This is a genomic window from Labrys sedimenti (genome assembly GCF_034424805.1).
GTDB classification, from domain to species: domain Bacteria; phylum Pseudomonadota; class Alphaproteobacteria; order Rhizobiales; family Labraceae; genus Labrys; species Labrys sedimenti.
In genome coordinates this window covers 1-21027 of the sequence record NZ_JAXOUF010000038.1, presented here as the reverse complement: position 1 = coordinate 21027, position 21027 = coordinate 1, and the positions used below count along the sequence as shown (strand labels likewise).

Genomic DNA, 21027 nt, shown 5'->3' with positions numbered 1-21027 from the left:
AAACCAGAGAGTCATATCTCGGCTTCGTCAGCCTCGCATCCGCATTGCTGTGGCTGCCCTTTGTCCACGAGGCCTAGTCGGTAGGTTGCCGTCACTTGTTGGCTCCTTCCGTATCGTTCGCTAGGAGATTTGCGCCTCAAACTCGGACTGTAGGCCAGCCACCTTGATCCAAAAGAGAGAATTGACGCTGATCATTAACTACGAAACGGAATCAATTTTCCCTGCCAGTCTCCGCCGTCTTCGAAGAAAAAGCCAATAAAATCATAGCGCGCGAACTGTTCAAATCTCCCACTGCCGTGGTTTGTTCCCAAGCCGCCATCCTTTTCGACCCAGACTCTCCAAACGACCTTCAAATTATGGTTTCTTGCAAATTCCTCAATGAGGTCCTGCCGAATAACTCTGACGCCCGCCAGGAATGCGGGATTATCGGAAAACGCAGGAGTTCCGTCAGCCGCAACAAAGAATCTGGACCATCCGTCCTTGGGACTAAGCTTCATTTCCACGAGCAAGGCCGGGTGTGGCGTGGAGAAATCTGTCTCGTCTGAAACGCCGCTTCGATCAAACTCACTGGATTTGGGAGAGTAATTTTCGGTTATACGTGCAAACTTGAAATCAGCGGCGCGGTACGACAGCGAAAGAGCAGGAGCCAGGGCTTGATGCTTAAAGCTTCTTTGGCCAAAGAGGGAGGCTGAGGACCAACCATTCTCGAATACGTCGTGGCTATCTTGATTAATCCTCTTGGTGGTCAGGCTTTGCAATTTTCCTAACTCCGCCTGATCAACGAGAATGAGTTCAATTCCATACTGAGCACTTCTGAATGGCTCGCTTGACTCGAAGCCCTTCATATATTCTTCGCTTCGGCAAAAGCTGTGTTGCAAACACCATCGGTGCCCATCTGCGCCCGATTGGATGAGAAATTGTACCGGGTGTGGAATATCATCCAATGTTTTTGTCCAAGCCATGTTGCTTTCTGGATTGTCGGGAACAAAGGCCATCTCCGGTACGCGTATCGCTTCCTGAAAATACGTCTCACTGGGTTTGCTGAATGAGCCGCTCAGGTACGTTGCATCAATATCTGCACGCTCGAAATCTTCGAGACAGGTCAGGACGCGAGGCTCCTCGTTCCAATCCAGATACCAGTGATAATCAACAAGGTAGCCAACCAGCTCGCCATACGCGATATGCTGGTATTTCTTGCCAATTCTTTCGACCTGGTGATCATGCCTGCCATGAGAATATCTTAGGTGATTTCTTTCGATTTCCTCGTGCAAAGATTGTTGCCATCCAAGTCCCAACGTCCGATTGAATACCCAGCATTGACCTTTCAGCAGCGGAAATTTTAGAACGCCGTTTTCGCGAAATCTGTTTAGTGGTCGAAGGCGCTCATATTCTCGCGTCAGCTTAGGGGGCAACAGCGCTATAAGCGAGCTTTCTGCTTCGGCATAAGACGCCTCGGCGGAATCTCCGACGACGGAATCTTCTTCGTCGTCTGTCGGCAAGTATTCATCTTTACCCAGGGATCTCAGGAGACGAGATACCCTAAATTTTTCTTGGAGTTCAGCTAATCTAGTGAGTTCGTCTTGCGCAGCTTGGGCACTTGGGCCGAGTGCGGCAACCTTACTCCAGAAGTGCTTGATCTCGTCTTTGCGAGATAATGGAGGCCGATCTCCTCGTACAACTTCAGAAAAATTGTTATCAATTCCGCCCATCGTATATCGACCGAAGTCTCCGGCCATCGTAGGCGCTTTCCCATCAAAGTGCTTGCCAATGAAGCCGACTACCGAACTGAAGATCGAACTAGCGCTTTCACGGTGGGGGGCGATTTGTTCCAAAGTCGGCCAGTCTGATATAGGCTCTGACGAATAAGGTGGAGCGGAGCGCGATATCAGCTCGGGATCAATGCCAACTTTGTTAAAGGCAGCGTGATTGACGATGATTTGCGCGTAGCGTCTTGTCCAGGCATGGCGCTCCACAGGGCACTTCCTGAAAACCATATTGTCGGTCGCGAATGCGGCCGCCTTCAGAACATCTATGTCATCGCAGTAGAGAACGCCGGCCGCAGCAGCAGCCAAGACGCGTTCGCGGACGTAGGAATCATCCCAGTCGGCAAACTCGTCTATCAACATCGAAATCTCATCGGGGAATTTGACGAGCAAGCTAGCTAATGCCTTGGTAGCGCAATCTCGCAATCCCCGATCCATGGTCGAAGTCATCAAAGCGAGCGCCATAGCTACCTGATGAATCTTATCCGCTTCGATCTCCGATTTTGGCGCAACCCAAGCCCAGTCAATCAGTTGCTGTACAACAGGCCAATCGTCGTCATATGTCTCGGTTTTACCGACTAAATAGACCGACCATTTCGCGTCCCGCTCTCCGAGCGGAAGCGATGCGAGCTCTCTTTTCAAATAGGACGCGTTGAGCAGGCAGTTTGGCAGCGGAGCCAATTCCAGAAGTAGATCAAACCAACTGGAATCATCGATTACCGGGCCATTCTTGCTTTCTCTTTGCCGCTGCCGCTCTACTAAGTTTACCGTTTCCTCGGAAATATCCTGACTCCGTCGCCACAAAAGGGATGATATGAACTCTTCCACCGATATCCGAATGCTCTCAAAGAGCTTTTCCTCAATCAAAGGCAGTTCTCGTCCAAACCGGGCGGGCGTCAAAGCAAGAAGTGCGATACGTGGTCCAGAAAATTCATAGAGTCGCTCTTCAGAAAATATATGGGCGTATTTTCCGTCGCTCTTGAGCTCTTTGCTGAGCAATGGAGGGGTCTTGCAATCACGAATGATTGCGTCGGCAATGAAATAATCACTGAATTTCTGAAACCCAAACGATACTCTTTTTCCAGTATCTGCATCATTATAAGGAAAATCCAGCAGTAACCCTTCATCTATCAGGCGCGGCAAAAGCCGGTCACTCTGTTTCGCCGGTGGTGCAAGATCAACCACTTCCTCACAAATCTTGTGGGCGAGTTCATATGCAACGTACTCGCTCCCTGCCGTCGCCATTTCCGAGGCTAGCTTTTTCATTATTTGAGGAATTTTTCCGTCGTTCAGGGAAACGCGATCGAACCCTTTCGTAATCAGGTTTTGTTCAACTGCGCCAAGCCAGAATGATATTAGGGACGCAACGGAGTCCATGCCACGCGGAAACGACACCTGAGCCGTCGCCTTCATGAAATCTACCGCCGTAGAAAGAAACAGCGGATTATAAAGAATTTCGTTCAAGCCGAAGATAGGAGCTGACGGGCGCTCGATACCATTCCTATCGAGATATTCTTTTGCTGCCTCCCCAAGGTGGCCTCTAAAACCGTGATGTGAAATCCGGGTTATATCTAGCCCCTTCCGTATGCAAAGTTCTCGGTAGGAGGAGCGAATGGAGACACAAAGCGCAATGCGCTTGAATTTCTTGATCTGTGTAATGAGGCTTGGCAGCCCGCTCTCCCATCCCCTGGCGAACAAGCTCTCATTTATACCGTCGATGACGAAGAGAACCGGGCAGCCACTTGCGAGCGCGGCAGCCTGTAGTGCGGCCAGGAAGGTCTCGAATCTGAGATCACTGACGTCTAGGTAGCGCAACAATTCCTGTTCGGGCCTGTCGCCGTGATCGAGAACTCGCGCTGGAACGAATAACGCGGGATTGCCATTTCTTATGTGGCTCTCCACTTCGTTGGCGAGGAGGTGGGATTTGCCGACACCTGCATCCCCGTCAACAAGTAGGATGGGATGCTGCTGCAATTCGATTTCCGACGATGAAAACTCCGAGGCCGCCTCTCCGATCTTCGTAGCGAGATCTCTTATTCTTTCTCGAATCCTGTCAGAATACGTATACTTGAGCTTTTTGTTCCCGGTTTCTGGATCGATTTCCTCGATTTGCTCGTACTGTGCGTGAGTTAGAACTCGATATGACAGATTCTCATTTCTGAACTTAGCAACCTTACTCAAAGCCTCAGACAACAGACGTGCGTATAAATCCCCACAATCGCAATCCGCCAAAGTGCTGCTAAGTTCCTCAAGGAGCTTTGATAGGCTGTCGCAGTGCTGATTCAGAGCACCGACTTCCCCCTCCATCTTGACGAGCGTTTGAAGGATGGCTATCGCGCTAACCACGTTTTGCGAAACACGTTCCAAACGATTTTCGAAGCCATCGCATCGGCGCAATACGCGGATTGTATTGGCTATTCTGACTTCTACGTGATCGTTAGGACGGTATCGTTTACCGATATAGGCAACGGACTTTGCCAACTGATGTCTAAACCACTCAATGTCTAGAGCCTTTTCATCAAACCAATAAAGCCGCATACCAGCATAGATTGCATCGTTGCGCTGCAGCCTGCTTACGAAATAGCTTTCATCCCAGAGTTCAATTGAAACCGACTGACCAAGCTTAGCAGCTTCATCGGCACACCATGTCTTGAAGCCGTTCCAGTTTTTTGTTTGCGTATCTTGGTCGCCTTCGGCATGTCCGGAGAAATTTCGGGGAATGGCAACATAATAACGCTCCAGCTGCGGAAAATTCGTCAACGCGGCGCTGAACGATTTTCTGAGCTGCGCAACCTCGGATGTTCCGAATGAATCGAGAAAATACTTGCTTTGCCAGCCCCAGATACGTCCATCTAGAAACCTAACCAGTATTTCAACCCCGCCGTCGGCTCCAGGTCCGCGACTTTCGATTGACGTATGGTTCTCTGGAGGTTCGGCAAGCACCAATTGCCGGGTAAGCTCCTCAAATCCATCGTTTTGGGAACTTCGATGCTTGCGGATATTGCGAAAGTTGATGTTGGGGGCGGTCAAGGTGAGGTGCTTTCAGTTTCGGTTGGTGGCATAGTACGCAAATTTCCAAGAATCGCCCCAACTCATTTCCTTCCCGACTTGCCCCCGTCACATCCCTGTGGAACCCTCCCTCCTCCACCGCCTTTCGGGATGCCCGCCATGCCTCCTCTCAATCGCCGCCAGACGCTGGGCCTCGGCCTTGCCGCCGGCTTTTCCGTCACCATGCTGTCGGGCGCGGCCGAGACCGCCGAGGCGGCACCGGCGGGCACCACCTTCTCGCTGCTGCTCGTCAACGACATCTACAAGGCCGGCGACACCAAGGGCCGCGGTGGCTTTGCCAAGCTCGCGGCCGTGGTCAAGGCCGAGCGCGCCCGCGGCGTGCCGATGCTGTTCTGCCATGCCGGCGATTGCTTCTCGCCCTCGCTGATGTCGGGCTTCGACCAGGGCGAGCACATCGTCGCCCTCACCAACATGATCCGGCCCGACATCTTCGTGCCCGGCAATCACGAGTTCGACTTCGGCACCGAGGTCTATTTCAAGCGCATGGCCGAGGCGAACTTTCCCTTCTACGCCGCCAATATGCGCCGGGCCGATGGCAGCCCGATCCCCGGCATGAAGGACAATTCGATCCACGAGCTCGGCGACATCAAGGTCGGCGTCACCGGCCTCGCCTTGGCGGCGACGCCGCAGATGTCGCAGAGCGGCGACCTCATCTTCGCGCCCGAGCTGGAGACGCTGAAGCGCGAGGTGGAGATCCTGCACAGAGAGGGCGCCGAATTCATCGTCTGCGTCGCCCATACCGATCGCGCCATGGACAATGAGATCGTGCGCTCCCGGCTGGTCGACGTGCTGCTCACCGGCCACGACCACGATCTCGCCATCAGCTATGACGGCCGCACGGTGATGGTGGAATCCAACGAGGAGGGCAATTTCGTCACCGCCATCGATTTCGTGGTGACGGCGAGCGGCGAGGGCAAAAGCCGCAAGATCGCCTGGCTGCCGAGCTTTCGCGTGCATGACAGCCTGTCGGTCGAGGCGGCCCCCGAGGTGCAGGCCGCGGTCGACAGGCTGGAGGCCGAGCTCTCGCGCGAGCTCGACGTCGTGATCGCCACCACCGCCGTCGAGCTCGACAGCCGCACCGCCAGCGTGCGCTCCCAGGAAACCGCCATGGGCGATCTCATCGCCGATGCCATCCGCGCCCGCACCGGCGCCGATTGCGCCATCACCAATGGCGGCGGCATCCGCGCCAACAAGGTCTATCCGGCCGGGGCGCGGCTGACCCGCCGCGACATCCTCTCCGAACTCCCCTTCGGCAACACCACGGTGCTGGTCGAGCTCAAGGGCGCCGACATCAAGGCCGCGCTGGAGAACGGCGTCTCGCAGCTGCAGAACTATGCCGGCCGCTTCCCGCAGGTCTCGGGCCTCGCCATCACGGTGGATGCCAAGGCGCCGGTGGGCGCGCGCGTCACCTCGGTCAGCGTCAATGGCGAGGCGCTCGATCCGGTCAGGCGCTACAAGCTCGCCTCCAACAATTTTCTGCTGGCCGGCGGCGACGGCTATGACGCCATCGGCCGCGGCCGCGTGCTGATCGGGGCGACCGACGGCAAGCTGCTCGCCAATGAGGTGATGGTCTATCTGCGCGAGAAGGGCACGGTTACCACTGGTGTCGGCGGGCGGATCAGGGTGGAGGGCTGAGGGGGCCTGGGGCGCGGGCTCTTTACCCTCCCCTCGATGGGGAGGGTAGAAGGCGTGCTCTCATCGCAAAGCAAGCCCACGGACGACGCCCCCGTGCTCCGGCCCACCCTCAATGCCCGTGATTGGCGCCGATGCCGGCCCTCGCCTGGCGCGGCACCGGATCGGCGGAGAGCAGCGGCGCCACGATGATGTCGGCCAGCCTGTCGGCATCGCCGCTGAAGCCGTGGCCGCCGGCCTCGCGCAGGATGGCGAAATCCGGGCGCGCCTTGGCCAGGGCGGGACAGGCCAAGGCGGCCATGCGGTCCTCCTGGCCGTAGATGCACTGCACATTGGGCGCATCGATGCGCGCTGCCTCGGGCAGGAGCGCGATCTCGTTGGGATAGTCGTCGTCGCTGAGCTCGACCCGCATGTCGGTCGCCGGCGCGATCGATAAGAGGGAGACCACCGCGACGATGCGCTTGATGCGCAGGGGCAGGCGGTTATAGACCAGCGGCAGCGCGTCCCCGCCGAAGGAATAGCCGACCAGGGCCACCCGATCGACCGGCCAGGCGGCGCGGTAATGCTTGATGATGCGCTTGAGGTCGGTGGCGACTTCATCGGGATCGCGCTTGGCCCAGAAATAGCGCCGGGAATCGATGGTGACCACGCCGACCCCGCGCCGGGTCAGGGCCGTGGCCAGATCGACGTTGAGCTGGCCCATGCCGCCATCCCCCGTCAGCACCACGGCGAGCCGATGGGCCGGCTCGGCGGGTTCGGAGACGTAGAGCGGCAGGTCGGAGAGCTCGCCCGGGCCATGCGGGCCGGCATCCTTGCCGAGGGCCTCGGCCGCCTCTTCGGCGGCGCTCTCGTCGCCATCCTCGATTTCCCGCAGGGCCACGAAACTGGCGGTGGTCGCCGCCGAAACGTCGGCGCTGGCCAGGGCCGCCTTGTCGATGGCGCAGGCCGAGATCGTATCGGGCCTCATCGTGGTGGTGTGGACGGCGATCACCCCGGCGATGCGATGGCTGTCGGCCTGCAGAGCCAGGGACCGCGCGGCATCGCGGCCGAGCCCGGCGCCGGCCAGCACGGGCGTGACATAGGGCGCGATCGCCTGCTCGCGCTCGATGCGCAGCGTGGTGTCCTCGATATGGCCGGCGAGTTCGGGGCAGGTCATGCGGCGGCGGCCGCCGGCGGTGCGCCTAGCCGTCGGCCAGTTGAGGCCGATCACCAAATCGCCGCGCTGGCGGAATTCGCTGGCGAGGGTGTCCTCGTCGCGGCCGAAGCCGTCGGCGTCGGACAGCAGCACGATGACGTTGGCCGGCTTGTCGGCGGGCTTGTAGAGCTTGACGTCATCGAAGATCGCGTCCTGCACCTCCTGCGGGGCGGCGGCCTGCGCGGCAGCCGGCAGTTGCGCGAGGATCATCAGGGCGGACAGGGCAAGGAACAAACGCATGGATCACCTGAGGGCATGCGACGGCCCACCGCTTCGCATGCACAAGAACATGTCATCGGCTCTGGATTGCAGTCCAATCCAGAACCGACGACATGCCCTGAGGTAAACTATGCCCGGCTCGATGTGCTGTCGAGTCCGCGATTGGGCGTAGGCCCATCACTTCATGTTGATGCGCGTCATCACCACGGCGGCCAGGATCAGCACGCCGCCGACGAGCTGGTCGAGGCTCAGCGCCTCGCCGAAGACGAAATAGGCGATGATGGCCGACAGCACCGGGTGCGAGAGCAGGATGATCGCCACCACGCCGGCGGGCAGCCGGCCGATGCCGACCGCGCTCAGCCCCTGGCCGAGCACCTGGCAGATCAGGCCGAGGCCGATCACCACGGCCCAGCCCTGCGGCGACTGCGGCAGGAAGGGGCCGCCCTCGACCAGCACGATGGCGATGAGGCCGATTGACGCGACCACGGTGGAGACCAGCGAGGCGTCGGCGGCCAGGCGGGTGTTGCGCGCCACCCGGAGGGCGACGAGATAGAAGGCATAGGCGAGCGCCGCGCCGAGGGCCAGCAGATCGCCCCTGCCCATGGTGAGGCCAGTGCGATGGGCGCCGCTGGTGATGGCGACGCCGACCAGGGCGATGGCGAGAGCCCCCAGCACCGCCGGGCGGATGCGGTCGCGCAGCAGCACGAAGCCGGCGACCACCGAAGCCACCGGCGCCAGGTTCGAGATGAAGCTGGCATTGGCCACCGAGGTCAACGGCAGGGCGGCATGGTAGAAGGCGAGATCGGCGGCAAAGGCGACGCCCGCGAGGCTGGCCGCCAGCAGACCCGGCCGGGTCAGCAAGGACGCCATGCTGCCGCGCCCGGCCCGCCGCCGCTCGGCCTCGGCCCAGACGAACAGCACCGGCAGCGAGAACACCAGCCGCCAGAAGGCGGCGGCGGCCGGCGCGACATCGGCGAAGCGAATCAGGATGGGCGACCAGGCGATCGCCAGGACGGAGGCGATCATGGCGCCCAGGCCGACGGAATCGAGGGCGGGCAGGCTGGCCGGACGCGGGGCGGAAGCGATGTCGCTCATGGCAGGCTCTATAGCGTTTTGCGATTTTACGGAGTCACCTAGAATCGCAAAGACGCGTTAAAACAAAGAGTTAGAGCAAATAAGCGTTCGGTCATGAACGCGCTTTGCGCTAGGGCTGGTACTCGTACCTGGTACTCGTACTTGGACTCGTCGACGGACAAACGGATCGAACTGGCTCGACCTTTGTCATTGCCGGGCTTGACCCGGCAATCCACGCCCCTTTCAGGCCGGGAAGACGGAGCCGCTGGATGCCCGGGTCAGGCCCGGGCATGACAAAAGTGGTGCTTCAATTGTCTCCGGATCGTGACTTGCGAGCAGAATAAGCCGCGCTTCACATAAGCGAAAACGAATGTATCTTATGGCAGGATTTCATTTCCTTATGGATCTACCTCGATGCGCCATTTCGATACCGACAGCCTGGAAACGCTGGTCACCATCATCGATCGCGGCGGCTTCACCGCCGCCGGCGAGGCGCTCGGCAAGACGCAGGCGGCCGTCAGCGTGATCGTCTCGCGCATGGAGGCGCGCATCGGCAAGCGCCTGCTGGAACGCTCACGCAAGGGCGTCACGCCGACCTTCGCCGGCGAGATCCTGATCGGCTATGCCCGCCGCATCCTCAGCCTGGAGGACGAGGCGCTCGCCGCCATCGGCGGCGACGAGGCCGCCGGCCGGGTGCGCCTCGCGGTGCCCGACGACTTCGTCGACATGATGGTGTCGCCGCTGATCGGCGCCTTCTCCCGGCGCTTCCCGCGCGTGCAGCTGGAAATGCGCTGCGACCTCTCCTTCCGCCTCGAGCCCATGCTGGAGCGCGGCGAGGTCGATCTCGCCATCATCACCCAGGACCCGGCCCATCCGCTCGGCGAAGTGCTGCGCCGCGAGCCGAGGGCCTGGTGCGCCGCGCGCGATCATCGCCCCGAGCTGATCGATCCCCTGCCGCTCGCCATGTTCCCGGAAGGCTGCCGCTGCCGGCCCGATGCGCTCGCCGCCCTCGATGCCATGGGCCGGCCCTGGCGCATCGCCTATACGTCCAGCCACATGCCCGGCATTCATTCGGCCGTGAATGCCGGCATGGCGGTCACCATTCTCGGCATTTCTTCCATTCCCAAGGAATGGCGCCGCCTGGGTGAGGAGGAGGGTTTTCCGGAGCTGCCGCATCTCGACATCGCCCTGGTCGTGCCCGCCAATGCCAGCGTCGCCACCAAGCGCTTCGCCACTTTCCTGCGCGAAACCGTGCTGCAGCAGGAAGCGCTGGCGGCCTAGGCGTCAATCAGCCAGGACGCGGTCGTTGCGGCAGACATTCACATTCGTGAAGGTTGCCTCATAGCCGTCGCTGAATCGGACCTTGATGTCGAAGAAGCAGTTGGACCCGCTCATGCTCAGCACCTTCGAGCTCTGCGGGGCGACGGGGGATGCCAGGTCGGCAGGCTGCCAGGGATCGCTTTCGCCGGCATTGGCAAAGAAGACTTCCTGAATGGAGCGGCCCGAATTACGATTGACCACCGTCACCGTCCCATCTGCAAAAGCCGATGTAGAGAGCGTCAGGCCTAGCAGGACGACTGATCCAAAAGCAAAAATTGTCGTATTTATATTTCTCATTTCTTCTACCGCAGCATTGATAGGGGAATACAATATTAAACTCGACGGTCACTGCCGAATAGGCACCCGGATCAACCTCGACATGACAATGAATCGAAGTCTTTCACCCGCATTCATTCCCGCTACGGTTACTCCTGCCCCAGAATCATTGTCAAGGCGCCCCGATGCACTGAAGCAAAGATGTGTTTAGGCGGGAACACTCCCGGCCTCAATTCTTCGTTTCGCTACGTTGTCGTGCTTCCCGGCACTGCCGCCTTTCGGCGAAACGAAGGGCGCCATAAGCCTGCCCTGGCGGTCGGCAGGCCCCAATGAACCCGATATGGCAGGTGCTGTTGCCGCCTCAGGCCCCCAACATGGCGCCATTGATCGCAACGGCGCGGGCAGACAGCAGAAAAGCGACGCTGTCGGCGAGTGCTTCGGCGTCCTTGCCGATCAGATTGATACGGCCGGCGGCCTTGCTTGCGAAATGGCCGATGACGGCTTCCAGCCCGCCGCGGCACGCCGTCGCCGGCCAGTCATTCCCCGATTTCGGCGCCACGAGAACGATAGCGCCCGGCGAGGCCAGCGCGGGAAGCACGGCCTCGACGGCCTCGACCGCATGGCCGAGATTGAGCGCCAGCTCGGCCTGCCAGGCCTCCCGTTCCTGCCCTTCGCGCCCCTGCCCTGTCGCCATGGTGGCATTGCAGACCAGGCCGTCCAGGCGCCCGAAGATCTCGGTCACGGCGCCGATGAAGGCGGCCGCCTCGCCCGGCACGGAGAGGTCGCAGGCATAGGCGAGGCAGCGCCCGCCATGGCCTTCGATCACGGCATGGGCATCGGCCAGCTCCTGCGCCGAGCGCGCCGCGATCGCCACCGCCGCGCCCTCCGCCGCCAGGCGCTCGGCAATCGCCCGCCCGACGCCCCGCGAGGCACCCGTCAGCGCGATGACCTTGCCGGCAAGTTCCAGATCCATGCGGCCCCCATTCACAACCGAGCAGCGACAGTATCAGATTGGCGTTTGGAGCGCGGACATCTTGTCCGCTCTTGTAAGGGCGGACAAGATGTCCGCGCTCCATCCCTCACCGCATCAGGCGCGGTACCGTGCCGGTCAGGCCGGTGGCCTCCCGGATGAACAGCCGCTTGGCCGCCGGGAAGCGCTCGACCAGGCCGAGGCCGACATCGCGCACCAGGCGGATGGCGTCGTGATCGTTGGAGAACAGGCGGTTGAGGCCGTCGGTGGCGATGCCCATCGAGACGGTGTCGAAGCGCCGCCAGCGCTGATAACGCTCCAGCACGTCCGGGCTGCCGATATCCAGCCCGAGAGCCGCCGCATCCACCACGCATTCGGCGAGAGCCGCCGCATCACGGATGCCCATATTGAGGCCCTGGCCGGCGATGGGATGGATGATATGCGCGGCATCGCCGACCAGGGCCAGCCGATCGGCGATGAAACTGCGGGCAATGCGCATCGACAGCGGGAAAGCCGCACGGGGCCCGATCACCTTGAGCTCGCCGAGCTTGAGACCGAAGCGGCGCTCCAGTTCGGCATGGAAGCCGGCATCGTCGAGGCCGAGGATGCGGGTCGCCTCGTCCGTCTTCTCGGTCCAAACGAGCGAGGAGCGCCGGCCGGTCAGCGGCAGGATGGCGAAGGGACCGGCGGGCAGGAAATGCTCTTCCGCCCGCCCTTCATGGTCGAGTTCATGCTCGACGGTGGTGACGATGCCGGACTGGCCATAGTCCCAGCCATGCATGGCAATGCCGGCCTGCTCGCGCAGGCGTGAGCGCCCGCCATCGGCCGCCGCCAGCAATTGCGTGGCGATGTCGTCGCCGGAGGGCAGCTCGGCGGTGATGCCGTCCTCGGTCAGCTTGTAGCGGCTGACGGAAGCCCCCTGCCCGCGCAATTCGATGCCGAGGGCTTCGGCCCGCGCCACCAGGGCATCGAGCAGCAGCCGGTTCTCGACCATATGGCCGAAGGGCTCGCCCGGCTCGACATCGCCGGCGAAGCTGAGGAAGGTCGGCCGGATCGGATCATCGAGCTTGGAATCGGTGATCACCATGTCCAGGATCGGCTGGGCCTCATCGGCCACCGCCTCCCAGACGCCGAGCTTTTCCAGGAAGCGCCGCGCGCCGGTGGCGATCGAGGACGAGCGCGGATCGCGCGAAGGGCCCTTGCCGAGCATGGGATCGACGATGACGACCGAAAAGCCCGCGCCGAGCTCGGTCTTCAGCGCCAAGGCGAGACCGAGGCCGGCGAACCCGGCACCGGCGATGACAAGATCGGCTTTGCTGGCCATGTGTGAACCCCGCGCTTGACATTCAGCGGAAGGATCGGTGCTCTGCCCCCATCAAGGAAAGCCTCATGTCCGATCCCTTTGCGAATCTGATCTCGATACTCGATCTCGAACAGCTCGAACACAATCTTTACCGCGGCACGAGCCCGCAGGGCGGCTGGCAGCGCGTTTTCGGCGGCCTGGTGATCAGCCAGGCGCTGGTCGCCGCCACCCGTACCGTCGAGCCCGACCGCCATGTCCATTCCCTGCACGGCTATTTCCTGCGCCCCGGCGATCCCAGCGTGCCGATCATCTACCAGGTCGACCGGCTGCGCGACGGCAAGAGCTTCACCACCCGCCGCGCCATCGCCATCCAGCATGGCCAGCCGATCTTCTCGCTGTCCTGTTCCTACCATCGCCCCGAGGACGGCTGGCACCATCAGGCGACCATGCCCGACGTGCCCACGCCCGATCAATTGCCGAGCATCGCCGAGCTCAAGGACCAGTTCCTCGGCCATCTGCCCAAGGTCGTCCGCGACTATTGGGAGCGCGAGCGCCCGATCGAACTCAGGCCGGTCGACATGAAGCGCTATACTGCCCGCACGCCCCGGGAGCCCCGGCAATATATCTGGATCCGCGCCGCCCGTAAGCTGCCCGACGACCGGCCGCTGCACGAGGCCGTGCTGGCCTACACCACCGACATGACCCTGCTCGACACCACGCTCGTCGCCCATGGCAAGAGCGTGTTCGATCCCGACGTGCAGCCTGCGTCGATCGACCATGCCATGTGGTTCCATGCCCCGTTCAAGATGGACGAATGGCTGCTCTACGCGCAGGAAAGCCCGTTCACGGGCGGCGCCCGCGGCTTTGCCCGCGGCGAGATCTGGCAGGAAGGCCGCCTGATCGCCTCGGTGGCCCAGGAAGGCCTGATCCGCAAGCACTGGGGCAAGCCACCGGGCTGAGACATCACCTCGAGGGTGTCCGGGCTGGCCAGCCCTATTTCGCCGTGAAGAAGGTCAGGAGCACCTTGCCCTTCTCGCCGATCAGGCAGACGAAGCGGTCCGGCCGGCCCGCCTCCTTCCCTCTCTTGATATAGGCCTCGCCCAGGACGACGGCCCTGACCGGCACGTCGCCGACCTTGGTGTCCGCCGCCGAAACCGCAATGCTCTCCTGGTCGATGACGAGATCGGCGATGTCGGGCGCCTTCTGCTGGAGCGCCAGCAGGCCGCTTGCCTTGCAGGCCGCCACTTCGGGGGCCTCGGCCGCCCGGGCGTCGAGCGCCAGCATCATTCCGCCCGCGGCCAGAAGTGAACGCAAAATCATCGCCATATGGCCAGTTCCCCTACTCTGCTCCAGCAAAATTGCCCTGGTTAACGCAAGGTGAGGACGTTTGTTCCGCGGCTATCGGCCGATCGCAGCGAGAATGGATCGTTCCAGTGCGGCGCCGTCGCCTTCCACCTGCACCATCTTGATCCGGCTGGTCGCCCCCTGCCTGATCGATACACGGCTGGCGGGTACGCCCAGGGCCTTGGCCACCAGCTTGACCAAAGCCTGGTTGGCCTCTCCGTCGGCAGGCACGGCACGCACCTTCGCCGTCAGCACGGCCCGGCCGTCCGATAGGGTCTCCACGTTGCCGACCGCATCCCTGCTGCCGCGCGGCGTCAGGCGCATCGCGACGAGCAGCCCGTCAGGCGTGATCCGCCAAGGGGCGACAGGATCGGAAGCGCTCAAGGCACGTAGGGATAGATGTAATAGGCGATGATCCGCTCGATGAAGATCGCGATCAGGATCGCCACGAAGGGCGAGAAGTCGATACTGCCGAAATCGGGCAGGCGGCGCCGGATCGGCGCGAACACCGGTTCGGTCAGGCGATAAAGGGCATCGCCGATCGCCGCCACCGTCGGATTGCGGCGGCTGACCACGTTGAACGCCACCAGGTATGAAAACACCACGGAAGCCAGCACGATATAGATATAGAGCTGCAGCAGGATGAGGATGATGTCGAGGATCGCGCGCATCGGGTCTCCAAGCCTTCCGGGCCATTCACACCTGCCCCCTGATCTAGCGACCGGGACGGTGCACCGCAAGGGCGGGGATCGAGAACCGGCGGATGTCACAGCGACATTGCCTCTCACCGCGATCTCTGCGACACATTTGCCATGAGCACGCATGATCACGATCACGACCATGACGACGACCATCATCATGGCGCGCCGCCCTCCCCCATGGCTGAGCGGGTGAAGAAGCTCGAAGCCGTGCTGGTCGAGAAGGGCTATGTCGACCCGGCCGCCCTCGACGTCTTCATCGATACCTATGAGACCAAGGTCGGCCCGCGCAACGGCGCCCATGTCGTCGCCCATGCCTGGCGGGACGAGGAATTCCGGACCTGGCTGCTGGAGGACGCCACCGAGGCGATCGCCTCGCTCGGCTATTCGGGCCGCCAGGGCGAACATATGAAGGTGGTGGAGAACAAGCCGGGGCTCCACAACCTCATCGTCTGCACGCTGTGCTCCTGCTACCCTTGGTCGGTGCTCGGCCTGCCGCCGGTCTGGTACAAATCCGCGCCCTATCGCTCGCGCGCCGTGATCGATCCACGCGGCGTGCTCGCCGAATTCGGTGTCACCCTGCCCGACGACACCGAGATCCGGGTCTGGGACTCGACGGCGGAACTGCGCTACCTCGTGCTGCCCCAGCGGCCCGACGGCACCAAGGGCTGGAGCGAAATGGCGCTGGCCCAGCTCGTCACCCGCGATTCCATGATCGGTACCGGCCTCGCCATCCAGCCGGGCGGGCTGTGATATCTGTCGGCAGCAAACACCTGTTGTCATCCCCGGCGAGGCCGCAGGCCGAGGGTATCGTCACAAGCTTCGCTTGTTGCTGGGATCCAGTGGTTTGTGAAGCTCTTCCTAGGCCCCTGGATCCCCTTCCCCTCGCCCTCTCTCGCTATGCTCGCGAGTGGTTCAACCGGGGATGACAATCCATCCGTTTTCGAAAGATCTTAAAGCCCATGACCCGCTTCATCGCCAATGCCCGCATGTATTCCGTCACGCCGGAAGTCGAGGAGCATTGGAAGGTCCTGCTCGGCCATGTCATGGCGAGCGCCGGCGTGGCCTTCGACTATGAGCCCTATCCCGCCCCGCAGCCCCTGGAAGTGCTGTGGGAGCGCGACGACCTCGGCTGCGTCTTCATGTGCGGCTATCCGATTGCCTTCCAGCTCTCGGAAGTGATCCCGATCGCCGCGCCCATCCCGGCCGCCGCATGGGCCGGCGGCAAGCCGCTCTACCGTTCCGACCTGATCGTGAAGGCCGACAGCCCCTTCCGGCGCCTCGAGGATACGTTCGGCCATCGCATCGGCTGGACGGTGGAGCACTCCCACTCCGGCTTCAATGCGCTGCGCCATCACCTGCTGCCCCATCGCTCGCCCGATCGCCCGGCGCTCTACCGCGAGGTCGTCGGCAATCTCATCACCGCGCGTGGGATTCTCGACAAGGTGCTGGCGGGCGAGATCGATGTCGGTCCGCTCGACGGCTATTGGCACGAACTCATCCGAGCCTATCGCCCCGACCTGACCGAGGGCATTCGCGTGATCAGCTCGACCGGCCTGGCGCCGATCCCCTCCTTCGTGGCGGCTCCAGGCCTGCCGGCAGAGACGATCGTGCGGCTCAAGGCCGCCTTCGCTGCCGCTCACCATCAGCCCTGGTTCACCCCGCTCGGCGAGGCACTTCGGCTCAGCGGTTTCGCGCCGGTGGAGCAGGCCGATTTCGACAGGACGCTGGCCTGGGACCGCGAAGCCCGGGAACAGGGCTACGCCACTATCGCCTGAGCGCAAACACCCCTTTACCCGATCCAGGCAAAGAAAAGGGCGGAGAGACCCCCTCATCCGCCCTTCGAAAGCCCCCCGTAAATCCGGAAGGGCGTCATCTCTGATGCAAGCCGATCAGTACAGTGGTTCCGGCTCCAGGCTCGAACGCCTCTTGTTGGTCCTGGGCTGGGGTGCCGGCTCAGGCATGCCGCCCATATCCGCCTGTACAGTCTCGGGCTGGATACGGACCGTGGGTACGGTGCGCGACTGGGCCACCATGGGCCGCCGCGGCTTGGCCGCAGGCGCCGATGCCTCGACACCGGACGGTCCCTGCTGGAAGTTGAACTGCGGCTGGGCGTTGCCACGGGCCGGCGGCAAGGCGATGTGGGAACCATCCTGCTGGGCTGCGCCCAGATGCACCTTGCCGACGGAACCGCGCGGCCGCACCGGCGGCAAGGCCTCCGGCACCATGCCCGCATCCGGATCATTCTGGGCGACCTGCACGTCAGGCACGGCGCGGCGCTTGGCCGGGCTCAAGCGGGGACGGGTCGGCGGCAGGATATCGATGACAGGATCGGCCTGCGGAGCGGCATCCTGATAGGCCACGGTCGGCAGAGGCCGGGCGGCAGGGCGCGAATATCTGCGCGGCTGCGGCGCGGGCATCGGCTCGGCGGCGGCCACCGTCGTCGGCAGCGGCGGCATTTCGGCCTGGGCCACCATCACCGGCGGAGCGGAAGGCGCATCGCCACCGCGGCGGCGCTTCTCGTAGAAGGCATTGCCGCCGGCTACGGCCACGTAATGCATGTTGTTGTAGGGGTAGGTATAGCCGGCCGTATGGAAGAAGTGCACGTTCTTCGACATGCCGGGATAGCGCTTGCCGCTGATCACCGCATCGGCGATGCGGAAGGCGCGCTCGCGGCCGGAATCGTTCATCTTCTTGGTCAGCACGCCGGGGGCGAACTGCACACGCTGGCCAACCGTGCCGCAGATCGAGCGCGGATATTTGCCGGACTCGACGCGGTTCATCACCACCGTGCCGACGGCGAGCATGCCGTCGTCGCTGGAGCGGTTGGATTCGAAATACATGGCACGGGCCAGACACTCACGCTCATTCGTGGTGCTGGCCACACGCGAGGTCGAAAAGAGGGCGCAGCCGCCAAGAGCCGAGGTGACCGCCGCAATCGCGAGGAAACGCAGGGCAGATGTGAGGGTTCGTGTCTTCATGCGCTCGTTGTGTCGTGAGAAAGTTAACGACCGGTAATCATTTTTGTGGCGGAATTGCAACGAGCCTGCAAAACTTCTCCATACGGGTGTCTTTTTAACGGGATGGTTACCCGACTCTTGCCAGCCGTGCCCGATTTGCAACACTTTTGCGGCGTCGGAAGTGCCCTTTGGTTAATGGACTCAAGCAGTGGATGGCCGCTCGCCGATCTCCTGGCGCAACCATTTGAGCAGGGTCGATATGGTGCGATGGCGCCAGCGCGCTTCGGGCGCAATCAGCCAATAGCTGCCGAGCGAGACGTCGGTGTCGAGGAGTTCGACCAGCCGTCCCGCCGCAATGTCTCCGTCGGCTTGCAAACTGGTCGACAGCGCCACCCCCTGGCCCGCCAGGGCCGCGTCATGGGTTGATGAGGCCGACCACAGCCACGGCCCCTTCAGCGTCGCCGCCCGGTAGCCGGCGAGACGGAAGAAGCGATGCCATTGGCTGGCATTGTCTTCATGAATGAGCTTCTGGCCGGCAAGATCGGCCAGGCTCGCGATCGGCGCCTGCGTCGCCAGCCAGGCCGGGCTGGCGACGGGAAAGATGCGCACGCGCTGGAGCAGCGCAGCCGTCACGGGTGGCGCCGGCGCCTCCTCGGCGAAGATGATGGCGGCATCCGCTTCATGCCGGGCGAAATCGGGCTGGTCCGAAGTCGCGCGTACCACGATGATCGTATCCCGTAGCACGGCCTGCAGGGCATCGAGCCGCGGCGTGAGCCAGCGGGCCGCCAGGCCCGGCGCACACCACAGCCGCAACTGGCCGCGTAGGCGCTGGGCCGGCCGCAGTTCCATGGTGACTTCGGCGAGCTGGCCGAAAGCCGCGGTCGTCACTTCGAACAGCCGGGCACCAGCCTTGGTCAGCCTGACGCCACGCGCCCCGGAGGTAACAAGTTGAAGATCGAACCAGGCTTCCAGGTGGCGAACATGCCGGGACACCACCGTGTGGCTGACCCCGAGCGCTTCGCCGGCCTTGCGCATGGATGAAAAGCGCCCAACCGCCTCGAAGGCCCGCAGCATGGACAGGGGCGGCAGCCGGCCGCCGAAGGCCGACTCGGCGCCATCGCCGGCATCCTTCTCCTCGGTGCCGAATGCACCGTCGCTCGAAGGCCTGTCGCCTGGACCCGCCATTGCGCCGCGCCCTTCCCATACCCAAACCCGTTCCGCAGCCCCGCTTGTGGCGCTCCGCGAGGTGACTGGTGCCTCAAGGCTTCAGTGGTTACAAATCCGCACCACCGCGGCAGGCATAAAGCACCTGCCGCGCGGCAGCAAGACATGGCAGGATTCCAGCCAAGCGCCTGATCAGCCGCAATCCAAGAGCGTCGTCACGGAAAGGCTCCGAACCGATCGGACAACAGCCCGTCGATGGTCCCGCACGGAGATTGACGAGCCGATCGCACAGCGCCATAGCATGCGCCCACAGCGCATTGATCAAGCAATCGGAGTTCGATCCATGAATGCACCCGCCACCAAGGCGCATGGCGCCAACCGCACCCAGACGGAGGACCTTCTGGAAAGGCGCGCCAGCGTCTTCACGCGCGGCATGAGCGCGGGCCAGCCGGTTTTCGCCGCCAAGGCCGAGAACTCCGAGATCTGGGACGTGGAAGGCCGCCGCTTCATCGATTTCGGCGGCGGCATCGCCGTGCTCAACACCGGCCATCGCCACCCGACCGTGATGAAGCGGGTGCAGGAGCAGCTCGAGCGCTACACCCATACCTGCCTGATGGTCACGCCCTATGAGCCGGCCGTGCAGGTTGCCGAGAAGCTCATCGAGATCGCGCCGATCTCTGGCCCCAAGAAGGTGATGCTGGTCACCACCGGCGCCGAGGCCGTCGAGAACGCCATCAAGATCGCGCGCGCCCATACCGGCCGCTCCGACGTCGTGGTGTTCAACGGCGCCTTCCATGGCCGCACTTTGCTGGCGATGGCGATGACCGGCAAGGTCGTGCCCTACAAGACCAAGTTCGGCCCCTTCCCGGGCGGCGTCTGGCGCGTGCCCTATCCGATCGAGCACAAGGGCATTTCGGTCGAGGACACCTTCGAATCGCTGAAGTGGCTGTTCAAGACCGATGTCGACCCCAAGAACGTCGCCGCCATCGTGATCGAGCCGGTACAGGGTGAAGGCGGCTTCTACATCGCCTCGCCGGAATTCCTCAAGCGCCTGCGCGCTTTGTGCGACGAGCACGGCATCCTGCTGGTCGCCGACGAGATCCAGACCGGCTTCGGCCGGACCGGCAAGTGGTTCGCCATGGAGCATTCCGGCGTCGAGCCCGACCTGATCACCACCGCCAAGAGCCTGGCCGGCGGCTTCCCGCTCGCCGGCATCGTCGGCAAGGCCGATATCATGGATGCACCGGAGCCCGGCGGCCTCGGCGGCACCTATGCCGGCAACCCGGTGGCCTGCGCTGCCGCGCTCGGCGTGTTCGAGGCCTTCGAGGCCGAGGACCTGCTCGACAAGTCGGCCAAGCAGGGTGAACTCATCCTCAAGCGCCTGAAGGCCATCAAGCGCAAGAAGACCGGGCGCCCAATCGGCGATATCCGAGGCCTCGGCGGCATGACGGCTTTCGAGCTCGTCACCAGCCATGGCGGCAACGAGCCCGATCCCGCCGCGGCCAAGGCTCTCGCCGCCGAATGCCTCGAGCGCGGCCTGATGATCCTCACCTGCGGTGTCTATGGCGAGACGGTGCGCCTCCTGGCCCCGCTCACCATCCAGCCCAAGGTGCTGAAGGAAGGCCTCGACATCCTCGAAGCCGCTTTGCTCGGCACCAAGTAAGCTGTCGCGATGAGCCATTTGCGGCTCCTCGCCATCACCATCCTGCTGGCGCTCCTCAGCGCCGGCGGGCCTGCTCTTGCCGAAGTCCGTTTCGGCAGGAACGTCTATATCGGCGGCCATGACTTCTCCCATCGCCGCTACGGATCGGTGCATATCGAGACGACGACACGGCGCCCGCCCTGGTATGGCTGCCGCTGGTATCGGCCCGGCTCGCGCTATCAGGGCCGTCTGATCCGCACGCGCACGCAGATCTGCAATCTCAAGCAGATCCCGTATTCGCAAAGGCGGCGGTGATAACTGGTCTCCCGTGAAGTAGTCGCGTTCAGGAGGCTTTGCCATTGGCGGTGCGCGATAGCGAGCCGACGAGCGCGGCCATG

18 protein-coding genes are annotated in these 21027 nt (G+C 62.7%); 7 read left to right on the top strand and 11 right to left on the bottom strand.

Annotated features, from left to right (window positions below; all coding sequences use genetic code 11):
- Positions 1-194 precede the first annotated feature (194 nt).
- On the bottom strand, positions 195-4793 hold the full coding sequence (locus U1R88_RS34225) for an NACHT domain-containing protein (RefSeq protein WP_322435334.1): 4599 nt from the start codon (positions 4791-4793) through the stop codon (positions 195-197).
- Between the two features lie 138 nt (positions 4794-4931).
- On the opposite strand from U1R88_RS34225, the gene U1R88_RS34220 reads away from it, so the two are divergent.
- Complete coding sequence (locus U1R88_RS34220; protein WP_322435333.1) at positions 4932-6467, top strand: bifunctional metallophosphatase/5'-nucleotidase; 1536 nt, start codon at positions 4932-4934, stop codon at positions 6465-6467.
- A 109-nt stretch (positions 6468-6576) separates the two neighbouring features.
- Here the strand turns inward: U1R88_RS34220 and U1R88_RS34215 are convergent, their stop codons facing one another.
- Both U1R88_RS34215 and U1R88_RS34210 read right to left on the bottom strand, forming a co-directional pair.
- Positions 6577-7899: an AcvB/VirJ family lysyl-phosphatidylglycerol hydrolase gene (locus U1R88_RS34215; RefSeq protein ID WP_322435332.1), complete on the bottom strand. Its 1323-nt coding sequence runs from the start codon at positions 7897-7899 to the stop codon at positions 6577-6579.
- Positions 7900-8055: 156 nt separating this feature from the next.
- Positions 8056-8973 (bottom strand): DMT family transporter, encoded by a 918-nt coding sequence (locus tag U1R88_RS34210; RefSeq protein WP_322435331.1) that lies wholly within the window; start codon positions 8971-8973, stop codon positions 8056-8058.
- Positions 8974-9366: 393 nt separating this feature from the next.
- Here U1R88_RS34210 and U1R88_RS34205 point away from each other — a divergent pair, with 393 nt between their 5' ends.
- A complete protein-coding gene (locus tag U1R88_RS34205; protein ID WP_068293233.1) occupies positions 9367-10233 on the top strand; it encodes a LysR substrate-binding domain-containing protein in 867 nt (288 codons plus the stop codon).
- 3 nt (positions 10234-10236) lie between these two features.
- Here the strand turns inward: U1R88_RS34205 and U1R88_RS34200 are convergent, their stop codons facing one another.
- The 3 genes from U1R88_RS34200 to U1R88_RS34190 all read right to left on the bottom strand — a co-directional run bounded on the left by U1R88_RS34200 (position 10237) and on the right by U1R88_RS34190 (position 12842).
- Complete coding sequence (locus tag U1R88_RS34200) at positions 10237-10602, bottom strand: hypothetical protein (protein WP_322435330.1); 366 nt, start codon at positions 10600-10602, stop codon at positions 10237-10239.
- A 307-nt stretch (positions 10603-10909) separates the two neighbouring features.
- Positions 10910-11521, bottom strand: a complete 612-nt coding sequence (locus U1R88_RS34195) for an SDR family NAD(P)-dependent oxidoreductase (protein ID WP_322435329.1) — start codon at positions 11519-11521, stop codon at positions 10910-10912.
- A 106-nt stretch (positions 11522-11627) separates the two neighbouring features.
- Complete coding sequence (locus U1R88_RS34190) at positions 11628-12842, bottom strand: ubiquinone biosynthesis hydroxylase (protein ID WP_322435328.1); 1215 nt, start codon at positions 12840-12842, stop codon at positions 11628-11630.
- 65 nt (positions 12843-12907) lie between these two features.
- On the opposite strand from U1R88_RS34190, the gene tesB reads away from it, so the two are divergent.
- Positions 12908-13780, top strand: coding sequence for an acyl-CoA thioesterase II (gene tesB / locus U1R88_RS34185; RefSeq protein ID WP_322435327.1), 873 nt, complete (start codon positions 12908-12910; stop codon positions 13778-13780).
- A gap of 34 nt (positions 13781-13814) precedes the next feature.
- Here the strand turns inward: tesB and U1R88_RS34180 are convergent, their stop codons facing one another.
- From U1R88_RS34180 to U1R88_RS34170, 3 genes are all read right to left on the bottom strand, one after another.
- Complete coding sequence (locus U1R88_RS34180) at positions 13815-14147, bottom strand: hypothetical protein (RefSeq protein ID WP_068293245.1); 333 nt, start codon at positions 14145-14147, stop codon at positions 13815-13817.
- Positions 14148-14219: 72 nt separating this feature from the next.
- Entirely contained in the window at positions 14220-14489 is a 270-nt protein-coding gene (locus U1R88_RS34175) for a DUF167 family protein (RefSeq protein ID WP_322435335.1), read from the bottom strand.
- A gap of 56 nt (positions 14490-14545) precedes the next feature.
- Positions 14546-14836, bottom strand: a complete 291-nt coding sequence (locus U1R88_RS34170; protein WP_068293246.1) for a YggT family protein — start codon at positions 14834-14836, stop codon at positions 14546-14548.
- Between the two features lie 141 nt (positions 14837-14977).
- Between U1R88_RS34170 and nthA the strand changes: the two genes are divergently transcribed.
- Both nthA and U1R88_RS34160 read left to right on the top strand, forming a co-directional pair.
- Positions 14978-15616, top strand: a complete 639-nt coding sequence (nthA, locus tag U1R88_RS34165) for a nitrile hydratase subunit alpha (protein ID WP_322435326.1) — start codon at positions 14978-14980, stop codon at positions 15614-15616.
- A 209-nt stretch (positions 15617-15825) separates the two neighbouring features.
- Positions 15826-16641, top strand: coding sequence for a phosphate/phosphite/phosphonate ABC transporter substrate-binding protein (locus U1R88_RS34160; protein ID WP_322435325.1), 816 nt, complete (start codon positions 15826-15828; stop codon positions 16639-16641).
- A 114-nt stretch (positions 16642-16755) separates the two neighbouring features.
- On the opposite strand, the gene U1R88_RS35800 is transcribed toward U1R88_RS34160, so the two are convergent.
- Together U1R88_RS35800 and U1R88_RS34150 are read right to left on the bottom strand one after the other, a co-directional pair.
- On the bottom strand, positions 16756-17844 hold the full coding sequence (locus tag U1R88_RS35800) for a cell wall hydrolase (protein ID WP_425545528.1): 1089 nt from the start codon (positions 17842-17844) through the stop codon (positions 16756-16758).
- A 180-nt stretch (positions 17845-18024) separates the two neighbouring features.
- The gene (locus tag U1R88_RS34150; protein WP_322435324.1) at positions 18025-19008 is read right to left on the bottom strand and encodes a LysR substrate-binding domain-containing protein; all 984 of its coding nucleotides are present in this window, start codon (positions 19006-19008) and stop codon (positions 18025-18027) included.
- Positions 19009-19330: 322 nt separating this feature from the next.
- On the opposite strand from U1R88_RS34150, the gene gabT reads away from it, so the two are divergent.
- Together gabT and U1R88_RS34140 are read left to right on the top strand one after the other, a co-directional pair.
- Entirely contained in the window at positions 19331-20650 is a 1320-nt protein-coding gene (gene gabT / locus U1R88_RS34145; protein WP_322435323.1) for a 4-aminobutyrate--2-oxoglutarate transaminase, read from the top strand.
- A 9-nt stretch (positions 20651-20659) separates the two neighbouring features.
- Positions 20660-20944, top strand: a complete 285-nt coding sequence (locus U1R88_RS34140) for a hypothetical protein (RefSeq protein ID WP_322435322.1) — start codon at positions 20660-20662, stop codon at positions 20942-20944.
- The last annotated feature ends 83 nt before the right edge of the window (positions 20945-21027 follow it).